The sequence below is a fragment of the Sneathiella sp. HT1-7 genome, assembly GCF_020731145.1.
Taxonomy (GTDB): Bacteria; Pseudomonadota; Alphaproteobacteria; order Sneathiellales; family Sneathiellaceae; genus Sneathiella.
On the sequence record NZ_JAJFZN010000004.1, the window covers coordinates 202,392 to 221,154 of the forward strand.

The following is an 18,763-nucleotide window of genomic DNA, read 5'->3' on the forward strand; positions in this document are numbered from 1 at the left end:
TCTAATTTTTCACCCAAAGCGATAATACGAAGCAAATATCCTGAACGACAGTCCACACGACCAAAGCCATCGCTATGGCTAGAAGTCCCCATATGGAAAAGCGCGTCTTAGCGCGACTACTGCTCCACCTGCCAGAAATTTCCCAAAAGAGGTCTCTTGCCAATTCTTCTGGCGCGTCTTCCTTTACCTTAAGTTCGTAGCTTTTCCCATCATGCGGGAACTGAAATATCGTCCCTTCTTTAAAAACTTGCGGCTTTTTTGGGAGTTTTAGATCGTTGCTCGACACTTTTGCGTAGTTCTTTTCGACCACCCGATTTTCGAGCTTTTCACGACCGGCTTTATCAATGCTGGTCCAGCAGCCATGAAATTCCCAAACAAGCCAACGTGGAGAGTGTCCGCGTGCTTGATAGGCTGGATAGGTCGGATATCGCTTAATGAATTGAGGACATCTACATGCGTGCAAAGCGAAAGCAATCGCATAGGCTAAGGATGCGAGCCATAAAATCCACCAATCAAACGGCAACACAAAAATGGTGGGATGCTCTCGGATTAAACTGGCAATCAAAGGTGCGGCGGCAAACCATGTAATGAAAAACCGTGTGACAATGGGTTTGAAATAACCATCAAGGTTATGCCAATGTGTTGGTTCGCCTTTCCACTTTTCCCACCATGCGGTTATCGACATAGTACACCTGTGTCGGCTTAGAGGTAATTCTCCTTTTGCTCCGTTTATCTTATGAATCACAGAGCGTCAATAAAACTCCATGAGACACTTGTGTTTTGTGGGAATGACCGCTTTCCTTAATATGGGGAAAAATCCAAGCAAACGCGGCGAACGTCCATTGTTCGCCCAGTTCAGCACTTTGTCAATATTTGAGTTTAGTCACTTAGTCTGTATAGCGGAGCTTTAAGCTGTTCAAACGAGTGTCAGATTTGGGTCATATGCAGACATCTGTAATCGTAGAATATAAAGTGCACTATTTGTTCAATAGCAGTCTCCAACAAAGATGGTCCTAAGCAACAATATAGAGAGCTGGGGAGAAACCGCCGCGTTTTTCTAACGTAATTATATCAAAGGGTTAGAGCTATGCTGCCTCCTTGCATCGGTTAATCCTGTACCAGTTCTATGTACCAGTCCAGTGGATTTGCAATTAAGTGCAAATCAAAAGACAGTTAATGTCTATATCTACCGGCACCACTATCAGGAAATTTCCCACGCCCCCGGCATGACGGATAATTGATGCAGCCTAAAAATTTTCCGAACTTGCCTCTGCGCTCGACAAGCCAACCGTCCGTACACTCTGGACATGCCTGATGCTCAGCCCCGCAGCAGCAGATCATATTCTCTGGATTTTTCGCGTCTTTTATCGGCAGGTCGCTTCCGCACACCTGACAGGGAAGAAGCGTCTTGCCGCAAAGTTTTCTATGTTCGCATGAAAAATAAATACGATTACCTTTTCCGGTCTTCGCCAGCATGCGTCCACCACAATCTGGGCACTTGTACACTTTGCTCCCGCTGGACTCATCAAAAGTGAGTATCTGATACTCAGGATCATCGCTCAGTTCACGAACGAACTCAGATGGCTTTTCCCGGTCCGCAAGGATGGCAACAGATTTCCGGGCGCGTGTGAGCGCAACATAGAACAGTCTGCGTTCTTCGGCATGATCAAAATTCTCGGATTTTGGCAGAACAAGATCGAGTAGCGGATCATCGGTGATTTCTGATGGGAATCCCATCGCGCCAGAAGACGCGCGGAGGATTACAACGTGATCGGCCTCAAGCCCTTTCGATCCATGTGCTGTCTTGAATTTCAACGAGAGCTTTGGGAATTTTGCCTTCAGGTCTTTCATATTCTTTGGCCGGAGATAGTTATAGCGCCCCAGAAGCAGTACGCTGCCTCCACTGGCTGCCATTTCTGAAAGTTGCGCCAGCACCTCTGCAAGGGCAGCGCTAACCCGACTATGATTGTAATAGAACACCATAATCGCCGGAACATTACTGGTCGCGATCGTTTTGACTTTCTTTTCTATCTGCGCCGGATTCTTGAGAATGAAGCGGCGGGCAGGGAGCGCAATTCTGTCAACGCTTCTGAATGTGCGACCAAGATCAACGACACTGTGAATGCCTCTATCATTTCCAAAATCTCCACCGAACTCTGTTCCGAAGTCACGCATCAAATGAATGTCCGATCCGGCAAAGCGGAAGATTGACTGCCAATCATCTCCAACCGCGAAGATGCGTGCATCCGAATGCTGCGCTTTCAGAGCCTTAAGTAACCGGGCACGACCTTCAGATATATCCTGAAACTCATCCACGAGCAGATGACGATAAGGGCTCTTGTATCTTCCTGCCTGCACATGCTCCGCGGCGCGATTGATCATATCTTCAAAATCAATCTTGTCGCCCATGCGCTGCTGGTAAGCTTCAAAGAGCGGTTCGAAGATCTTCAAGAATGCAAAATGGCGGCGTTTGTTCTCGAGATTGTCGCTTATCGCCTTGCATTGATTGATGGACAAGTTGGAACTCTTGTAGTGACGTAGGAAGGTTCCGAGGATTTGCGTGAATTGATCGATCTGCCCCATTTCCGTAAGGGTGCTAAACACCTGATCTTCTGGGATCGGTTTTATCTCAACGTATGGGGTAAGCTTCTCTTCCAGAGCTTCCAGCAGGCGCCCTTCAACATTTTCATAACTAAACGTTTCTATCAGCGTAGTGCCGTTTTCATTGTGCACCTTGCGTTTCCACGCCATGCCTTCAAGATAGCGCTTTCGGTCAATGTACGGCGCTGTCGTCAAATATGTCTTTCCGCTAGAATCTTTAGCTTTTCGAACACCGAAATGCTCAATGTAAATGCCGCTTTCCGTCAAACGGAAATCAGGCTTGTAAGCGCCCCGCTTATTATCGGGCAATTCATGCTCATATACCGGCTCATACTCGTACTCAATTCCATTGAGAAAGAGCCAGTTGCCAATTTCCCATTCCTCATGGCTTTTCACCCTGTCTCCATTCAGGGTGCGCAATTCATGGGCTTCAATCCATTCGAAGTATTTAGCCTTGCTCTTGAAGTCCCATTCATTTTTATATGGCCAGAAAAACTCGGAGAACCAGTTGAGGAGTATACTCTTCAAATTAGCTTTCTTTGTGATTTCCGTAAGCAGAATATCTTTCAGCAGGACACGAAACTTCGCGTCATCATCTGCGTGATCTGCAAGGACGGGTCCTTTTCCTTCAACCTCCCGAATGATCCTGTTGCCAAGGGCGTGAAAGGTCATCGCATCAACTGCGGCCCCAGACCGCTTGGCTATCCGCTCCGCCATCTCGTTTGCCGCATCCTTCCCGAATGCCATCAACAAGATTTCTTCGGGCCGACGAATGCCGCGTGTGATCAGATACGCAGCCTTCGCAACAATGACGCTCGTCTTTCCGGAACCTGCACCCGCTAGAATAAGTGTCGCATCCTCATCAATCACAACTGCTCGTCTTTGTTCGGATGTAAGCGGGTTTGATTCAATAGTGTCGAAAAACTCCTTCATTTCGACAAGTTCGGACTCTGTGAAATTTTTGATTGCCTCATCTCGTATTCGTTGCGGAGTTTCTGAAAATCTTTTTACGATTTTGAGAAGCTCTCCCTGTTCAACGGTGAGTGTGCCATCAGGAATGAAAAAGGGAAAGACAGAGACAATATTTTCTGCTCTTTCCAAAAAAGGGTTTAATACACAGGCTGATGGATATCTTCTGGGGCGATGCAGGCGGATAAGAAGCTCACAAAGCTTCCGAAATTCCTGTTCAGCTTCGGTAAATTGCCTGGCGATATTCTGGCGGAATGCGTCATTTGCAGCAGTTGCAAAGCTTTCTGCCTCTCGAGACTTAAGCCCTGCAATCCTAATTTCTTCGCCATTTTGCAAACGCAGAAAAACCGCCGTGAAGCCGAGGAATTTTGAGACTTTTACCGGTCCAGTAAGATTGGCGAAGGGGACATGTTTTCGAGATAGCCCGAAAAGGCCAAGTCCCGTTTCGGCTAATTCTAACCCTGAGTAGATTTGTCCGAGCGGACGAAGCAAAGCGTCATTAATTAAGCTCCTCCTGACCCGATAAATATTCTTTGTCATGGGCTTCTTGAAAATTGGGAAACTCCAGATTACTCTGGAAATAAGGATAAACCTTCTTACAGCTCAGGCGCAACGATAGGCTTGAATGGAGAAAAGCAATATCAATGTAATTTTGCAATTAAGTGCAAATTACAAATTTACCCGTTCTCAGCGACTTGCAGTTCGCGATCTTTTAGAACAACAACTCACATTGTCTTTAAATCTTCAAGTACCAGCGTTCTCGCGTTACTATGCGCATAGTTGCAGTAAACCTGTGCGGATGGTTGCTCCAAATCCGTTCGCCGCATCAACATAAGCTGTTACTTTCCAATGTACTTGCTCGATAACGGCGGCTGTCCCGTAGTTTGATGATCTTCCACCTCGGAGCCTTGGGGAGGGGGGATGAAAAATGAGTGCCGTAAGCCGCCTTTAGCGCCCAGATAGCGGTTTAGGATCATGTTGAGATGAAAGGGGTGAAAATGGGATGTCACGCAGCGTAGCGAGCTTTAATTTGTCCCATATCAGAATATGCTGACCAACAGTGCCGTGAAGCTAGTTAGTTATACCAGTCCCCACTGAACCAAGGGTTTTTTCTAGCCGTTCCAACGACTACGCCGTCACTGATTAACAGCCTGTATTCCTCATACCCGGTATAGGCACCGTAGCTGTTTTTAGCGTTCACATTAGTGTTGACCATATCACCATAGACAGTCGGATCACCGCCGAGGACTGGCGCATTTCTCAGAAACGCCTTGAAAGGTATTCCGAATTGATATTGGGCCGAGAAGGGATCCTTCAGCCGTGTCTGAAAATAGCTCTTGATGATGGTTTCATAGTTATCCGGATAGATACCATAATCGGCAGAAGCCAGAACGTCCGGATCTATCGGTTTTATGCTGCTGCATCCTCCCAGAGCAGACACAGCAAGGCACGCAAATGCGATCATTAAATGTTTCATGAAAATTCCCCTCGATACCGCCACAAGCAGCGCGCCCGCTGTTGCCTGGTATTCCTGAACCTTGGTAGTCGGGGAGTTAGTAAACCGGCCTAAGTCGGTCCCCATGGTCTTTAGCCGAGGGCCTGTTGTATACACCACAGGCTCCCCGACCATAAGATCAAGGAAACGGCATCATTTCCGGTTGATGCCAACCACTTAGACTAGGGGTTACTACGCCCCAGAACCATGCGTCTTGGTTCCACCTGTACGATAGAAGGTATGGGGCTGAAATAAAAGATAATTTATGAACCAGCTAAAGTTTGCTGACTGCATTCTTTAAGTGCGTTCGCTCGTGACCATATAAACAAATTTCGGGATTTTCGTTAATTTTATTGTCGCATTTTAAAAGGTAATGCTTATGTCTTCTTTTCCCAACCCACTACTTGATCGTCATCAAGCGTAATACGGATGCCGTATCTGTTTCCGCCGAGATGATTATACTTCCAAATTTCTTTCTTCTTTGTTTTAAGTATCTTTCTATCAATAGCATGAGGCGACCCCAAAGAATCACGTAGTTGATCAGCCGTTTGTTCCTGCCAAAAAGTTTTATTCATTAAGTCTTCGACTAGCTTTTTATCTTTGTATTTATTCATTAGATAAGCGCGCCTGTTTATCTTTTTAGCGATCATATACCAAACAATTAGAATGATGATTGTCAGAAATATTGCAATCACGCCGAGCCAGCTAATTAGTTCCGAAAGCTTTACCAGCAATGCGATCGGCATAACTATCAAAGCTAGAAAAAAGTAACCTTGTATGTCTGATTTTGAAATTCGCTTTGCCATTATTTCACCTCAAGAAATGTGCTCAGGGCCCGCAGAATTATTCGCAAAATCTATTGCGGAGAATATTAATCCGCCCGGATGTTTTCCACAACCCGTACTATTAAACCATTTCGTGCTCAAATAGTATTTCAAGGAAAATGAAACCAAAAACCAAGTTTATTTGTATATGGTAAGTCTGCCCGCCCTAATCCCCATCTCCTCTCCAAACGGCATTAAGCTCAAATGTCGAGAATGGATGGCGGTCATCTTGTGGATTGGCTTTGCAGTGTATTTTGACATTTGCTCCCGGAACAGAAGGGAGATATTCCTCCTCAACACACCAGTTTAAAAAGCCTTTCAGGGTTTTGAAGTATTTATCTGATGTTTTTGGACTTATCTGATTTCCGTCGATGAGGGCCTCTGCTGCCTGCAGGACATTCATGCCCGCATATTCTTTCTTTTTCTCGAAGCTGCTGGGGACTCTCATCATCAGGTCGCGAAACTTTTCGACATGGCCCTTGGTGATGGAGCTTATGGATAAATCAGAGCCAACAAGTAACTTAAACCAGTTGAGAACTCTTATATTATCCACCGCTGTCTTCTTTACCCATTCATTACTACCAGACTTGAGTTTGATAAATTTATCTGCCAATTCCCCAACCGTGATCTCTGATCCGACAAAGTTCGTCTTTTGCTCATAGGTTCCGTAGGCAGGTGCTTTGAAGAAGACATCCTTGGGCTCAATCTGATCGTAATCCCCTGACAACATGGCGGCATATATTCGGCTTTGTTCAATTTTTGCTCTAAGAATTCCTTCACAAAGATAATCGAAACTGTCGGTTCCCTTTTTTGGAAAAGGATATCCGGAGTTTTCCGTCGCACCCTCCGCAATACCAATTGTCCCAAGCTGAAAGTTTCGGCTTGCGAGTTCCGACTTCAAGGATTTCAGGAATTTCTCGGTCCCAATGAGTTCTTCAGCAACATCAATGCCGGGATTGGGGCCACCAACACCATCTTTGACGATTTCTCGCACTTCCTGCATCGCGGTCGCGAAATAATCTTTAATGATATTATCAATCACATTTGCTGGAAGTTCAGACATTAGCCCGCAATAGTCAAAAAAACGTTCGAAAACATTTGAAATTATCCGGCACCGCCTCCTTGCGATATCCGGTTGATCCGTTCGCAACGATAGCTTGATTTCTGATTTATTCAAATAGGGAATGGCCATGGAAGGGATTGCCCTTCGGAAGTAATACTGACGGCCTCGCCGAACCAAATAATCAAGTCGATATTCGCCCATAATCGGACCTTCTCTGTACCAGTTTTCTGTACCAGAGGCCCGCCAGCCGCGTTTTATACGCGATCAGGGTTTTGATCTAAAACCAAAATTGATATAATTACCAATAGGTTAGGGTGAATATAAACCTAAACTGAGGAAAATGTGGCGGAGGGTCGGGGAAACGCCGCCATAGCGTCAACGTATTGATATCACTGGATTTTGACAACAGCTAGGTTAGTCAATGTCTCACTTACGTGTCACACCAGTAAACCATAGGAGCATGCATTACAACGCTTGTTTCGTCTTTATCACCTGTGCTTATCAGATATACATTAAAAATTTTATAGAGCACTCAACAAAACCTGAGCATCCACACTGCCAATCACGACCTGGGAATAATACTATTGGGTAAGCCTCCTCCTCTTCCAGTTAGTCTGCATTCGGCCCTTAGCCGACCTTCACCGACCAATTTCGATCAGCGTGTATATTCCCGAAAGCGGACGTTATTTCAGAAAATCTGAAAATTCAAAATAGACTTCCGTTATTGATAGACATAGCGGACTCCATTTTCAGTGCGTGAAAAGGGCAGATTTTGACCCAAGGCGGAAGTTTAATGGAAATGTCCGACGATCTCGTCGCTGGCTTTTGTTTTTTTAGAAGTAGAGATTTAAATCTTGGACAGCCTACACCCCATCTAAGTGTCCATCTAATATTTCAAATTGCTACCCTTGTATATTTACTTCCCTGATTCCAGCAAGAACCCCGCAAGCCTGAATTTTCCGGTTGTCGTTGCAAGTAGCTCTCAGTGAGACGAGTTGTTTTTCAAGCGTTTGCAGAGAGGATATTTGCAATCGTACCTGAGAGATGTGTTCCTCGAGTAAGGTGTTGATTTCAGCACAAGGTTGATTAGGAGAATTCTGATAGTTTTGTAGTTTTTGAATCTCTGCCAGTGAGAGGTTCAATGCCCTACAGCTACGAATGAAAACCAATTGATCATGATGCTCTCTAGTATAATAACGATATCCGTTTTCCTGTCGATGAGGCCGTTGCAGCAAGCCTTTCTGTTCATAAAAACGTAACGTCTGGGTATCGAGCCCCACGAGCTTTGCCAACTGACCAATGCGCATCAACTTTCTCCTTTTCTGATTTCCATTTTTTACTCTTGACCTTATATCGACTTTATAGTTTTAAATATTTTATCATCGTACTCAAGTAGATCATTGTCATGAACAATTCTTCAACATCAGAAACCGATAGATCCTTTTCAGAAGCATCCGGAAAATGGTTCAGCGTTTTTGCCGTGCCGAAGATGGACTGCCCATCTGAAGAGCGAATAATCCGAATGGCTCTAAGTGGCCTTGAAAACATTAAGATGTTGTCCTTCGACCTATCAAATCGCCGATTGGAGATCGTACACGATGGCGATATTGAGCCCATAACCCAAAAACTGACAACCTTGGGGCTAGGAGCTTCAATTCAGGAAACCGTTGCTGCCGATCCGGAAATAATCAATGCTGTCGAGGGCTCAGCGGCCTCTACTACGCAAGAGTCTCGCACTCTCCGTTGGTTGCTTGGCATAAATGCAGTGTTGTTTATTGTCGAAATGACCACCGGCCTGATCGCGCAGTCTACCGGCCTGATTGGAGAGTCACTCGATAATTTTGCAGATGCAGCGGTATACGGCCTCGCCCTATATGCTGTGGGACATAGTATAAAAATGCAGGTACGGGCGGCACATCTTTCGGGCCTACTCCAGCTAATATTGGCTATAGGTGTTCTTGCTGAGGTGGTGAGACGTTTTGTATTCGGCAGTGAACCTGAATCGCAAATGATGATGATTATCGCTTTCATCGCATTAATTGCCAATACCACCTGTCTGCTGATGATCAGTAAACATCGAGAAGGTGGAGCGCATATGAAGGCAAGTTGGATCTTCTCGGCAAATGACGTGTTGGTCAATATCGGTGTCATTACTGCAGGTGGCTTGGTAGCCTGGACTGGAACTAATTACCCGGATTTGATTATCGGTACCATCGCTGGGATCATCGTGCTTAATGGTGCTAGACGTATTTTAGCTCTTAAGGGCTAAATAATGTTCATGAATGTCTCAACATATACCTTGTTAGCCATCTCCACATTAATAGCAATCTTGGACCAAGCGACTAAATGGTGGATTAAACAGACGTTGGTTTATGGCGAATCCGTTTTTGTATTACCTTTCTTTAACTGGGTACATGTATGGAACACTGGTGCCGCATTCGGACTTCTGGCAAATGCTGGCGGCTGGCAGCGCTATTTGTTTATTGGGTCTGCTTCAGCCATCTCAATTTTGCTTATCTATCTGATTAGTAAAAGCCATCAAAAAGCTGAAGCATTTGCTTACAGCCTGATCCTTGGTGGGGCTGCAGGTAATCTGTTTGACAGGATTTTCAGAGGCTACGTTATCGACTCTTTTGATTTCTATTGGCGCTCTTGGCATTGGCCTGCCTTCAACGTGGCTGACATTGCCATTGTTCTTGGCGTTCTACTGATCATTTCTAAAAGCCTGATAAGTAAAAATAAAAATTCTGATATCAACTGATAAGATTGGTAGTGGTATATATCTAAATGAGTATGCAGAAGCTTTACATATGTTAGCATATTAAGTCCTCGGACCGATCGTTTGCCGTGCGTGGCAAGAGCTTGAACTACTTCAGATAACCACGGGGCGCGTTAAGAAATAAGGAGAACTGTTATGAGGAAAGTGAGTGCCGAGTCTGTCCTAGGGATTTCCGGGGTTCTGGCGCTAGCCATCGTGGTTACACTCGTATTGAATCTCAACAGCGCGAGTGCCCAATCCCCTGGCACTCAATCACAGCTATGTTGCCAGGACATGTGGGACCCAAATTGGATGCAACGCGACATGTGGGGGCCAGGTAAAATGGGGCCAGGCATGCGACAAAGGATGGAACGACACAGGGTCTTCATGCATGAAGGCATTCCTGTTGCGTACCGCGGTGCACGGAATTCCTTTTCGTCCGATGCTAAAACCATCGGTGAAGGGCGGGCCCTTTATCGGGAGAATTGTGCATCCTGTCATGGGGCCAAAGGTATGGGGGATGGCGAAGGAGGTAAGTCCTTGAGTCCTTCTCCGGCATTACTTGCCAACCTAATAGAGATGCCAATGTCAGTCGATGAGTTCCTGCTTTGGTCTATCTCCGACGGTGGCACGGCCTTTGGAACCGCAATGCCTGCTTTCAAAGATGTTTTGACCAGAGACGAAATCTGGAAGATTGTCACCTATATGCGGGCCGGGTTCCCGGTTCAGTAAACATAACAGCGAGGATTGATCTGATGTCTCGATTTATTAATTACCTGATTTGTATGGGGATTGTATCTCTATTGCCTTCCACCGTTCTCGCGCAACAACAAGGGACAGGATACGGGCCACATATGATGAATGGCGGATGGCATGGCTGGTTCCTTGGCCCAATCATGATGATTGTGTTCATTTCCGTAGCGGTGGTAGTGGTCGTGCTTTTGTTGCGGTGGCTTGGGGTTCTGAGCCATGGCAGTCCTCACCATCAACCGCCAACAAAGACGCCACTCGACATCCTCAAGGAGAGACTTGCTCGGGGCGAGATCGACAAAGAGGAATTCGAAGAGCGTCGTCGCATTATTGATCAATAATAGGCCAGTGTAACGTTTATAGAATGGCTGCTTCTGGCACAAAACCGACTATATTAGAGCGGTAAAAAAAGGTCCGCAACTGCGCGCAAAGCGGAAGTTATTTCTGGAAAAACTGAAATTCCGTTTTCAATGTTCACTATGAATGTCTGCTTTGCCAAATTTTATTGATGGCGAGCTTGAAGAGACCAAAGTCTGCTTCCCGCCCATGAAAGACATTCGTTGCCATGCCTTTTATAGCCTCTTCGGGTCGATAGCAAACATTCTAACGGCGGTCATAGGCCTATAATAGCGTGACTATTCCAACAACAATTAGAACAAATAAAGAAACACAATCACGCGCCTAGCGACCTAAAGATCTAGCTTAGGAGGCATACCATGAGACGACCTTATCGATACGCATTTTATAAATCAGGCAATGCGTATAAACTAACTTCCATAAAATAAAATATCATTATGTTGGTATAGTGGGCCGCATATATTCTTCCCAAAAATGGTGCGTTATTGCGAGAGTCCACATCAATCATTGTGTTTTCTAAATTCCCCCATACCCTTTCGATCCAATTTGGTTTCACTTAATAGGCTCAGAACGGCCAGAGAGATTTGCTGGCTGGACTAAGCAAACTTGGAAGGGGAATTTAACATTATAAGCCAAAACCTATCAGGGATGCCTCAAGAGCGATGGATGCCCATTACCTTCCCATTAGACCTTGCTCTAATGAGACTTTCACATCGCGCCTTTTATGAGTCTCATATAAATACAATTTGACATATGAGACTATATTCTCACATAATCTTATATCTATTGATACATACAAGGATATCAGATTATGAAGGTTGGCTACGCGAGAACATCGACACTTGAACAGGTCGCGGGTTTTGAAGCCCAAATTGATGAGCTCGGAAATCAGAATTGTCAAAAGATATACAAGGAGCAAGTATCGTCTGTAGAACAGCGTCAGGAGCTCTCACAGGCCCTTGATTTCCTCCGAGAAGGTGACACCCTAGTCGTGACGAAATTGGACCGCCTAGCACGCTCTATGCGGCATTTAGGGGAGATTGTAGAGACCATCAGAAATAAGGGCGCTCACCTCCAAATTTTAAACCTTGGGGTTGATACAAGCAATGCCACTGGCGAGCTCGTCTTAAACCTCCTAGGAGCCGTCTCGCAATTCGAGCGGCAAATCATGCTGGAGCGGCAACGTGAAGGCATAGCTAAGGCCAAAGGGGAGGGGAAGTATAAGGGAAGAAAAGCTACAGCTCGAGCAAAGACCGACAAGGTACTGGAGTTAAAGGCACAAGGCGCCAGCGCCACAGCTATAGCTAAAGACCTTGGGATAGGCAGAGCGTCTGTTTATCGTATTCTTAAGAAGCCTTAGTCTGCTTCACTCACCTGATCGGTGGCAATCGCAAAGTTATAATTCGTCGCCATAAACTAACCTTGATAACATGGTATTGCAGTTACTCAATTAACAAGAGAAGACCAACTAATGGGACATCGACAAAGAATTTTTAGCTCGTGCTTCACGGCACTTCTTATGATGCTGTCGTCAATCGCATCAGCCCAATCTAATTTGGACAGCAAAGATATTACACAGGCGCAAAAGGCATTCAATGCCGATGGATTTAGCTCCTATGGTCAATACCGATGGGACAACCCCTTGTGTGAACCAAACGATTACAATCAGAGCCTTGGGCGGTGTGTAGGGCGATATCAGGACGCCAGATTGTCGATTTATCCTGCAAAGGATGCCTATCCAGCAGGAGATTACGGTCAGGCATTCATTCACGGGAAGGTCAAATTTACTGTTACAGACATTCAATATGGAGAAGACCATAAATGGATCGGAAGCACGAAATATGGAGAAGTCTACACTATTGAGGAAGGCTATATATTTCTTCCCAAAACGTCCTTCCCTCCACATGTAGTCTTCTCTAAAGAATGCGAAAGCATAAGGGTCGAACTTATAGAAGGGACAGCGGAGATAGTTCAGTCCGTCATAGCCCGCACGACTTCAGTCGGCGAGATTATTGTAGAATATCCGATAGGGTACGATAGATGGCACTCTAGGAATCCATATCTGATTGAATCAATGTGCTTCGTTGTGAGCAGGGCATATCAAGGAAAATACCAACCTTATCTTGGCCCGCTGCAAAAATGAGAAAAGCTGCTGACCTTCTATTGCGCCCAGACATAATAACCATCCCCTATGGAGGGAGGCTCATCCTTGCAGTCTGACAACAGCAGCGTATCTGTTTTGTCTGCAATCGATAAATATAAGCTATTGATTTTATGAAATTTATTTCTTAATCGACTTAGTAACGAGTGGGAAATATATGGTATATAATAAATTACTAATGAATATATGGTATATAGAATAATATTACTTATATTAATAGCTATCTGTAAGTTTATTCAAGTATAGTTTGTATGTATTATTACAAAAAAATCTATGTAATGTTCATGTTGTCTATATATGAATACCACTGATATTGCCTATTTGTATATTCTCTATATTCACCTCCAGATAACATTTCCTCAACATTGCCCATATCTACAAATTTATGCTCTACAGGTGCGTCATAGGTGAGGATCGACTTGCCGTCTACCTTGGCCATAGCTCCGGCAACCTCCATATAGTAGTGTTCCATATATTCCCTAAGCTCGTCAGCTAAAGCATGGTGCACAAGAAAGCTATCATGCACTGGTAGACACGCATATTGCATGTCAGCAAATCTAAGCATGACTTTTTCTGCTATATCAGCGTCCTTTTTCTGTAATTGCAAACCAAACCCGGAGCCAAAATACTCCCTAATAGGAGAGTGCGCATCTATGATAGCTTCCAATAGTTCTTGCCATGAGCAACCGGCGTCCATCTCGTTAAAGTCGCTGTGCTGTTTGATATTCTTGTTAGAAGCATTCACCAGCGAATTAAAGGCAACTTTCTTAACATCACGGACAACATTTTCCAAACCCATATCATATGGATCTAGGGGAGGGGTAACGCCAACCTCTGCATACACCAAAGCCGGATGCATTCCTGAGTAATCGAGTTCTACTGTTTGCTTACCATTGATATGAATGTATTTCCTGTATTCTTTGGGAATTCCTAGCCACCATGCGCCATAAAAACGGCCACCTTCGTTCCAACTGCTATTGTTAAAGATCCGTCTCAGCGTACGCGCACTAACATCTATTGACGGCAGGGCTTCTTCATCTTCCAAATGCCTGTTCCAAACGTGCCGCCTCAAGGCTTCAAACTCTGTATCTTTCAAATATAAATCAATCCAAAAAGTTGATAGGTGCCTATTGATACGTTCTAAATTTTCCGACATTTTCGTTGTTTGACTATTATGCTCGTAAGGAATGATATCTTTATTTTCATCCTTGAGAATAATATTGTTGCACCCTTCTAATTGCCGTATCTGCCACAGAGTAATATGGGCCTGCTCTTCCAGTGCCGACATCAGTTTCTGAGTTGCTCTAATGCGGGTCCGCTTACCTTTACCCTTCTCCTTGTCGAAATGCCCTTTCTTTTCTGTTCTTAAATATCCGCAAGCTTCTAGTCCTTTATAGGCTGACTGGACATGCACATAGGAAAGAGCCACTGACTGATAAAAACTGACCATCCTGTGGTAGTTGTTAGTAGGGCTGTACTCATTCTTGTTTAACGGCAACCCAAGCTGCATTCGCTTATTTGACTTTCGGGCTACATATAGGTCAAGCACCAGAGCCTTTACCATGCGAGTAAAACCATGATGCGCTCTTATAGAACGTTTTCTGGAGCGTTCCTCTTTGCCCTCAATCTCATTACATATATTTTGGAGAACTATCTCAAATAAAGGTGACGCAATATCACGCGACCAAAAGATAGATCGAGACGGTTGATTTATTTTACGTGACTGGTCATCATAGTTAGCCGCAGCCATAGCTTCTTCTCTTAGCTGCTCGTCCTTAATCATCCGTTTATATCCGTAATTTTGGTGCTACTTAGGACTATTTCAGCCAGTTTCTTTGGGTCCACACCATCGCCGTAAGCCCTCTTCGTACCTTCTTCATCTGCGAACTCCAACCAGTGCATTCCTTCAACCACGCTGTCAGGGTCTTGTCGCTTAACTTCTTCAAAGTACCTTTTTTTGTACTCCTCGAAATTAAGGTCAATATCTTGCTTAGGTTCAATAGCGTTTTCATTTTGCTTAGCAACAGAAACTGCCTCAATTATTTCTTCGGCACCAGAGGTGTTCGTCACCTCCTCAGAAATCTCAATGTAAGTCGCCATTGCTGATTCTAGCAATTGATGGTCTAGACTATTCAGAGGGTACAACTGTCCATTAGTCTCTATCTCAAGGAATATATTTCCAAGCGAGAGAACAAGAGCATCTCTAGTCGATGTATCAGACCTTACTTGAGATGTATGGCCTGAAATATGAGATAGGCCGTTGGCTAAAGCTGTAGCAGCGACTGTAAGCTTGAATGGACGTTGTCCAAAACTTCCGTTGAAGATCGCTGGCTTTGCAGACCATATTGCATCAACGAGTACACCCGCATATGCTCCACAGTCTTTATCAAACAGGCCTGCATTAGCTTGTATTTCAAGCAACTTTTGCACAACTACAGCAGCTTCGCTTTTTTTGTATGTATTTATTATTCCGCTAAAAGGCCACATGCTGATTATCCTTTAAATCCCTTAGCTTGAGCCTCAGTTATCACTGACAACTGCTTTCCGCCGTGAACTGCGGCGGCATAAGACCGCGCCAATCCAATAGTTCTACTATCACTGTCTGGATTTGAGTGTTTAGAGAAAACATTTGCAGCAATACGATTTGCTTCATCAACATTACCGCCATCATCAATCTGCACTAAGAATGCATATGCGCGAACAAACCGCTGCCCTCTCTCAGTGTTTTTTTTAAAGAAAAAATACCCACCGATTATCAATACGACTATCCAACCCATCACTTCCATTTTAACATCTCCAATGCTGACTTCTTTTGGGCAACCGTATAGCCATCACCAAAATATACTTGTTGCGTTACGCCTTCTTGAGCGTGCCCTACGATAGCCTTGACGAGAGGCTCAGCGACGCCGGATTGAAGCAAGTTCGTGACCATCGTGTGGCGAAAGCTATGAAACACCAAGCCTTGGCCACTCATGTCCACAGCCTTCAAGAACGGACCATTAAACCACCGGCTGAGATTGCGCCCGTATCCGGTTCCTTGACTAAGGGATAGCTCATGCAGCAACCTTTGCTTACCTGCCTTCATTAACCTTTCGACATGCTCTAAGAAGCCGAGTTCAAGCAACTCAGAATGGATGGGGATTAGGCGTGTTGCAGATGAAGTCTTGAGCCTTACCCCATCAGCTTTCTCATTAATATCAAAGCACCAAAGACCATCTACTTGTCTGACATCACCAAGTTGCAACTGTGCAATCTCGTTGAGGCGTGCCCCTGAATAGATAGCAATGAGGGGTCCCCATCTTTGATATTCTTTCTTAATTGCGCTGGTTTCATCTTTCAGGATCGCACTGAGTATTTTGCCAATCTGATCCTTAGAGAATGCTGTCCGTTCCCCATCACCTGATTTCTTGAGCTTGATGGTAAGGCCGGTAAATACGTTCTTAGAGACATACCCGTTCTTTTCAGCCCACTTGAATAAGCCGTGGCATGCATTGAGATGTTTATTAATTGTTTTCACATGCATCCGTTCTACACCCACAACCGTGATAGCATCTTCAAACGTAAGCCCCCTAGTCTTCGGGTTCGAATTAATGTTCTTGGGCACCTGCTGCAAAGTGCTCTTCACCTTCTGGGCACTCTTGGAGTTAATAGCAGTACAGGCGATGTCAGTACCCAAAATGGCAAGCAGCAAATTAAAGATTGCCCGATATTCCTTCTCTGACTTTTTTGTCCAATTGTCGCCCCTTACTCTCTCTTCCACAAACCGCCTGACAAGCTCACTGAGAGGGGTGTCCATACCTTCGCTTGAGGATGGTGAGCGGGAAGGCTCAGCAGCGCTTGAGAGGTCGTATTCTTCCATCGACTTGTCATAGTCAAGAACATGTTGGCAATAAGCTTTGTAAGAGCTCCTGAACTCCGTTTCCATAGTTTTATAGGTATCACTGCCTTGAGAGACGGGAAGCCCATACAGGGCGATCAGACGATCCACAGGCGGCTTTTCGTCGTTAGCCGTATGGTTGAATATTTCTGGTGCGTCGGATGTTAAAATACTCGATCTTAGGACGTTTAGCTCGAGCCCGCTCAGGCGTCCTTTATCAGCCATAGACGACTTCCGTTGCTCTAGGAGGCTTGCGAAATGCGACTTAAGCAGGGTTCTTATTTCGTGATATTTCATATTTTTATTGGCAACGCTACTCAGCAATTCATCAGCCCAGTATGATAACCACCGTGACAATTGCATGGCAAGGCGATTATCTCTCGTATCCAGAGACACTCTAATATGCGTGCATTTATTGTAAGGATGGAGGGCCTTAGGAATAGGCCAACGGAAATAGAAGACGTTGTGTCTGGAAAGCATCAGGTAGGTAGATATATGCATGGATAAATGGCTCACTTCAATGTGCCACCATCAAAACTAGGTATCTAATGCATTGATTTTAAAGCAAATGGCGGAGGGTCGGGGATTCGAACCCCGGAAGGGCTTGCACCCTTGCTGGTTTTCAAGACCAGTGCATTCAACCGCTCTGCCAACCCTCCGTATCGCAAATTCGGTGCGGCGCCAATACTATGGCCCCTTACGGTTGCGAATAGTCCTGATCGTTTAAAGTTCCAGCCGGGTGCTGTCAATATATTTGATTTTAAAATCCGCTTTATCTCTGAGCGTGAATAAAGAGCGGCAATAATCAAGCCTTTTCCGCCTGAAGCCGTTGCGAATCCGCAGAATTTGTGGCAAAAAAGGAGAGATCAGTAAATCGGAGTTCCAATGGTAAAGAAATCGGCGCGTAATTTTATTTTCTCTTTGGTCGGCATTTTCTTAGTTGCTATTTCAACACCGAGCTTTGCGGCGCAAGAACCGTTCGACCAATGGCTGCCCAAGTTGAAGGCTGAAGCGCGGGAAAACGGCATCAGCCAGGCAACAATTGATGAGGCTTTCGCCAACGTCAAGCTGATCGAGAAAGTCGTCAAGCTGGACCGCAAGCAGCCCGAAACCGTCCAGACTTTTCAGGAATATATGGCGCAACGCCTGCCAAAATCTCTCGTTGATTCCGGCAAGGCCATGCTTAACCAAAACCGCGCCCTGCTAGAAGAGGTGGGTCGTAAATTCGGTGTACAGCCCCGCTTTATTGTTGCGCTTTGGGGGGTCGAAACCCGCTATGGCAAGTATACTGGCGGCTTCAGCGTGATCGATGCGCTTACAACATTGGCCTATGATAATCGCCGTGCCGCCTATTTCAGAAAAGAGTTGCTGCTTGCGCTCAAAATTCTTGATGAAAATCATATTGCCCTTGCAGATATGAAAGGCTCTTGGGCCGGGGCAATGGGACAGTCCCAGTTCATGCCGTCTAGCTTCGTCAATTTCGCTGTTGACCATGATGAAGACGGCCGTCGCGATATCTGGACAACAAAGGCCGATGTCTTTGCCTCTGCCGCCAATTATCTGTCGCAGTCAGGGTGGAAGTATGACCAGACATGGGGCAGGGAGGTCCGGTTACCAAAAGACTTTGACCTCTCCCTAGTCGATTTAAAAATCGCCAAACCCATGGATGAGTGGGAAACTCTCGGCGTGACCAAGGCCGACGGCAGCCCGCTCCCGTCTCGCCAGCTTGTTGGGTCACTGGTACAGCCCAAGGGTGGGAACGGGCAGACCTTTCTAGTTTATAATAATTACCGGACAATCCTGAAATGGAACAGGTCAACTTATTTTGCGATGTCCGTCGGCCAGCTCGCTGATCTGATCGGAGACGGGTAAATGTTTGTTAAGCGTAGCGTAAAAGGTGTCAGTAAC

17 protein-coding genes, 1 tRNA gene and 1 pseudogene are annotated in these 18,763 nt (G+C 45.3%); 7 read left to right on the plus strand and 12 right to left on the minus strand.

Translation table 11 applies throughout. From position 1 onward, the window contains the following. Position 1: 1 nt before the first annotated feature. The 7 genes and pseudogenes from LKE13_RS14530 to cadR form a co-directional block, all read right to left on the minus strand. Entirely contained in the window at positions 2–685 is a 684-nt protein-coding gene (locus LKE13_RS14530; RefSeq protein WP_227952115.1) for a hypothetical protein, read from the minus strand. Positions 686–1,173: 488 nt separating this feature from the next. After that, positions 1,174–4,110, minus strand: coding sequence for a UvrD-helicase domain-containing protein (locus tag LKE13_RS14535; RefSeq protein WP_227952116.1), 2,937 nt, complete (start codon positions 4,108–4,110; stop codon positions 1,174–1,176). Positions 4,111–4,645: 535 nt separating this feature from the next. Next, on the minus strand, positions 4,646–5,047 hold the full coding sequence (locus LKE13_RS14540; protein ID WP_227952117.1) for a hypothetical protein: 402 nt from the start codon (positions 5,045–5,047) through the stop codon (positions 4,646–4,648). Positions 5,048–5,442: 395 nt separating this feature from the next. After that, positions 5,443–5,871 (minus strand): hypothetical protein, encoded by a 429-nt coding sequence (locus LKE13_RS14545; protein ID WP_227952118.1) that lies wholly within the window; start codon positions 5,869–5,871, stop codon positions 5,443–5,445. A gap of 184 nt (positions 5,872–6,055) precedes the next feature. Then, the gene (locus tag LKE13_RS14550) at positions 6,056–6,952 is read right to left on the minus strand and encodes a phage integrase SAM-like domain-containing protein (RefSeq protein ID WP_227952119.1); all 897 of its coding nucleotides are present in this window, start codon (positions 6,950–6,952) and stop codon (positions 6,056–6,058) included. Between the two features lie 24 nt (positions 6,953–6,976). Continuing rightward, a pseudogene (locus tag LKE13_RS18915) lies at positions 6,977–7,153 on the minus strand (DUF6538 domain-containing protein); the annotation flags it as partial. Positions 7,154–7,854: 701 nt separating this feature from the next. Continuing rightward, positions 7,855–8,259 carry a Cd(II)/Pb(II)-responsive transcriptional regulator gene (gene cadR / locus LKE13_RS14555; RefSeq protein ID WP_193717955.1) on the minus strand — a complete coding sequence of 135 codons (405 nt, stop codon included), beginning with the start codon at positions 8,257–8,259 and terminating at the stop codon, positions 7,855–7,857. Between the two features lie 98 nt (positions 8,260–8,357). On the opposite strand from cadR, the gene LKE13_RS14560 reads away from it, so the two are divergent. The 6 genes from LKE13_RS14560 (at position 8,358) to LKE13_RS14585 (ending at position 12,960) form a co-directional block, all read left to right on the plus strand. Next, a complete protein-coding gene (locus LKE13_RS14560; RefSeq protein WP_193717956.1) occupies positions 8,358–9,221 on the plus strand; it encodes a cation transporter in 864 nt (287 codons plus the stop codon). 9 nt (positions 9,222–9,230) lie between these two features. Beyond that, positions 9,231–9,713, plus strand: coding sequence for a signal peptidase II (lspA, locus tag LKE13_RS14565; RefSeq protein ID WP_227952120.1), 483 nt, complete (start codon positions 9,231–9,233; stop codon positions 9,711–9,713). 153 nt (positions 9,714–9,866) lie between these two features. Next, positions 9,867–10,442, plus strand: coding sequence for a c-type cytochrome (locus tag LKE13_RS14570; protein WP_193717958.1), 576 nt, complete (start codon positions 9,867–9,869; stop codon positions 10,440–10,442). A 71-nt stretch (positions 10,443–10,513) separates the two neighbouring features. Then, positions 10,514–10,801, plus strand: coding sequence for an SHOCT domain-containing protein (locus LKE13_RS14575; protein ID WP_227952121.1), 288 nt, complete (start codon positions 10,514–10,516; stop codon positions 10,799–10,801). A gap of 827 nt (positions 10,802–11,628) precedes the next feature. Beyond that, positions 11,629–12,177 (plus strand): recombinase family protein, encoded by a 549-nt coding sequence (locus tag LKE13_RS14580; RefSeq protein WP_227952122.1) that lies wholly within the window; start codon positions 11,629–11,631, stop codon positions 12,175–12,177. 348 nt (positions 12,178–12,525) lie between these two features. Next, complete coding sequence (locus LKE13_RS14585; RefSeq protein WP_227952123.1) at positions 12,526–12,960, plus strand: hypothetical protein; 435 nt, start codon at positions 12,526–12,528, stop codon at positions 12,958–12,960. Positions 12,961–13,249: 289 nt separating this feature from the next. Here LKE13_RS14585 and LKE13_RS14590 read toward each other — a convergent pair whose 3' ends face one another. The 5 genes from LKE13_RS14590 to LKE13_RS14610 form a co-directional block, all read right to left on the minus strand. Continuing rightward, the gene (locus LKE13_RS14590) at positions 13,250–14,761 is read right to left on the minus strand and encodes a hypothetical protein (protein WP_227952124.1); all 1,512 of its coding nucleotides are present in this window, start codon (positions 14,759–14,761) and stop codon (positions 13,250–13,252) included. Next, the gene (locus LKE13_RS14595; protein ID WP_227952125.1) at positions 14,758–15,465 is read right to left on the minus strand and encodes a hypothetical protein; all 708 of its coding nucleotides are present in this window, start codon (positions 15,463–15,465) and stop codon (positions 14,758–14,760) included. Before LKE13_RS14595 ends, LKE13_RS14590 begins: the two co-directional genes overlap by 4 nt. Positions 15,466–15,470: 5 nt before the next feature. Continuing rightward, positions 15,471–15,764 (minus strand): hypothetical protein, encoded by a 294-nt coding sequence (locus LKE13_RS14600; RefSeq protein ID WP_227952126.1) that lies wholly within the window; start codon positions 15,762–15,764, stop codon positions 15,471–15,473. Further along, entirely contained in the window at positions 15,755–17,080 is a 1,326-nt protein-coding gene (locus LKE13_RS14605; protein ID WP_227952127.1) for a site-specific integrase, read from the minus strand. Before LKE13_RS14605 ends, LKE13_RS14600 begins: the two co-directional genes overlap by 10 nt. A 344-nt stretch (positions 17,081–17,424) precedes the next feature. After that, positions 17,425–17,514: transfer RNA gene (locus LKE13_RS14610), tRNA-Ser, on the minus strand. Between the two features lie 226 nt (positions 17,515–17,740). On the opposite strand from LKE13_RS14610, the gene LKE13_RS14615 reads away from it, so the two are divergent. Then, the gene (locus tag LKE13_RS14615; RefSeq protein ID WP_227952128.1) at positions 17,741–18,727 is read left to right on the plus strand and encodes a lytic transglycosylase domain-containing protein; all 987 of its coding nucleotides are present in this window, start codon (positions 17,741–17,743) and stop codon (positions 18,725–18,727) included. The last annotated feature ends 36 nt before the right edge of the window (positions 18,728–18,763 follow it).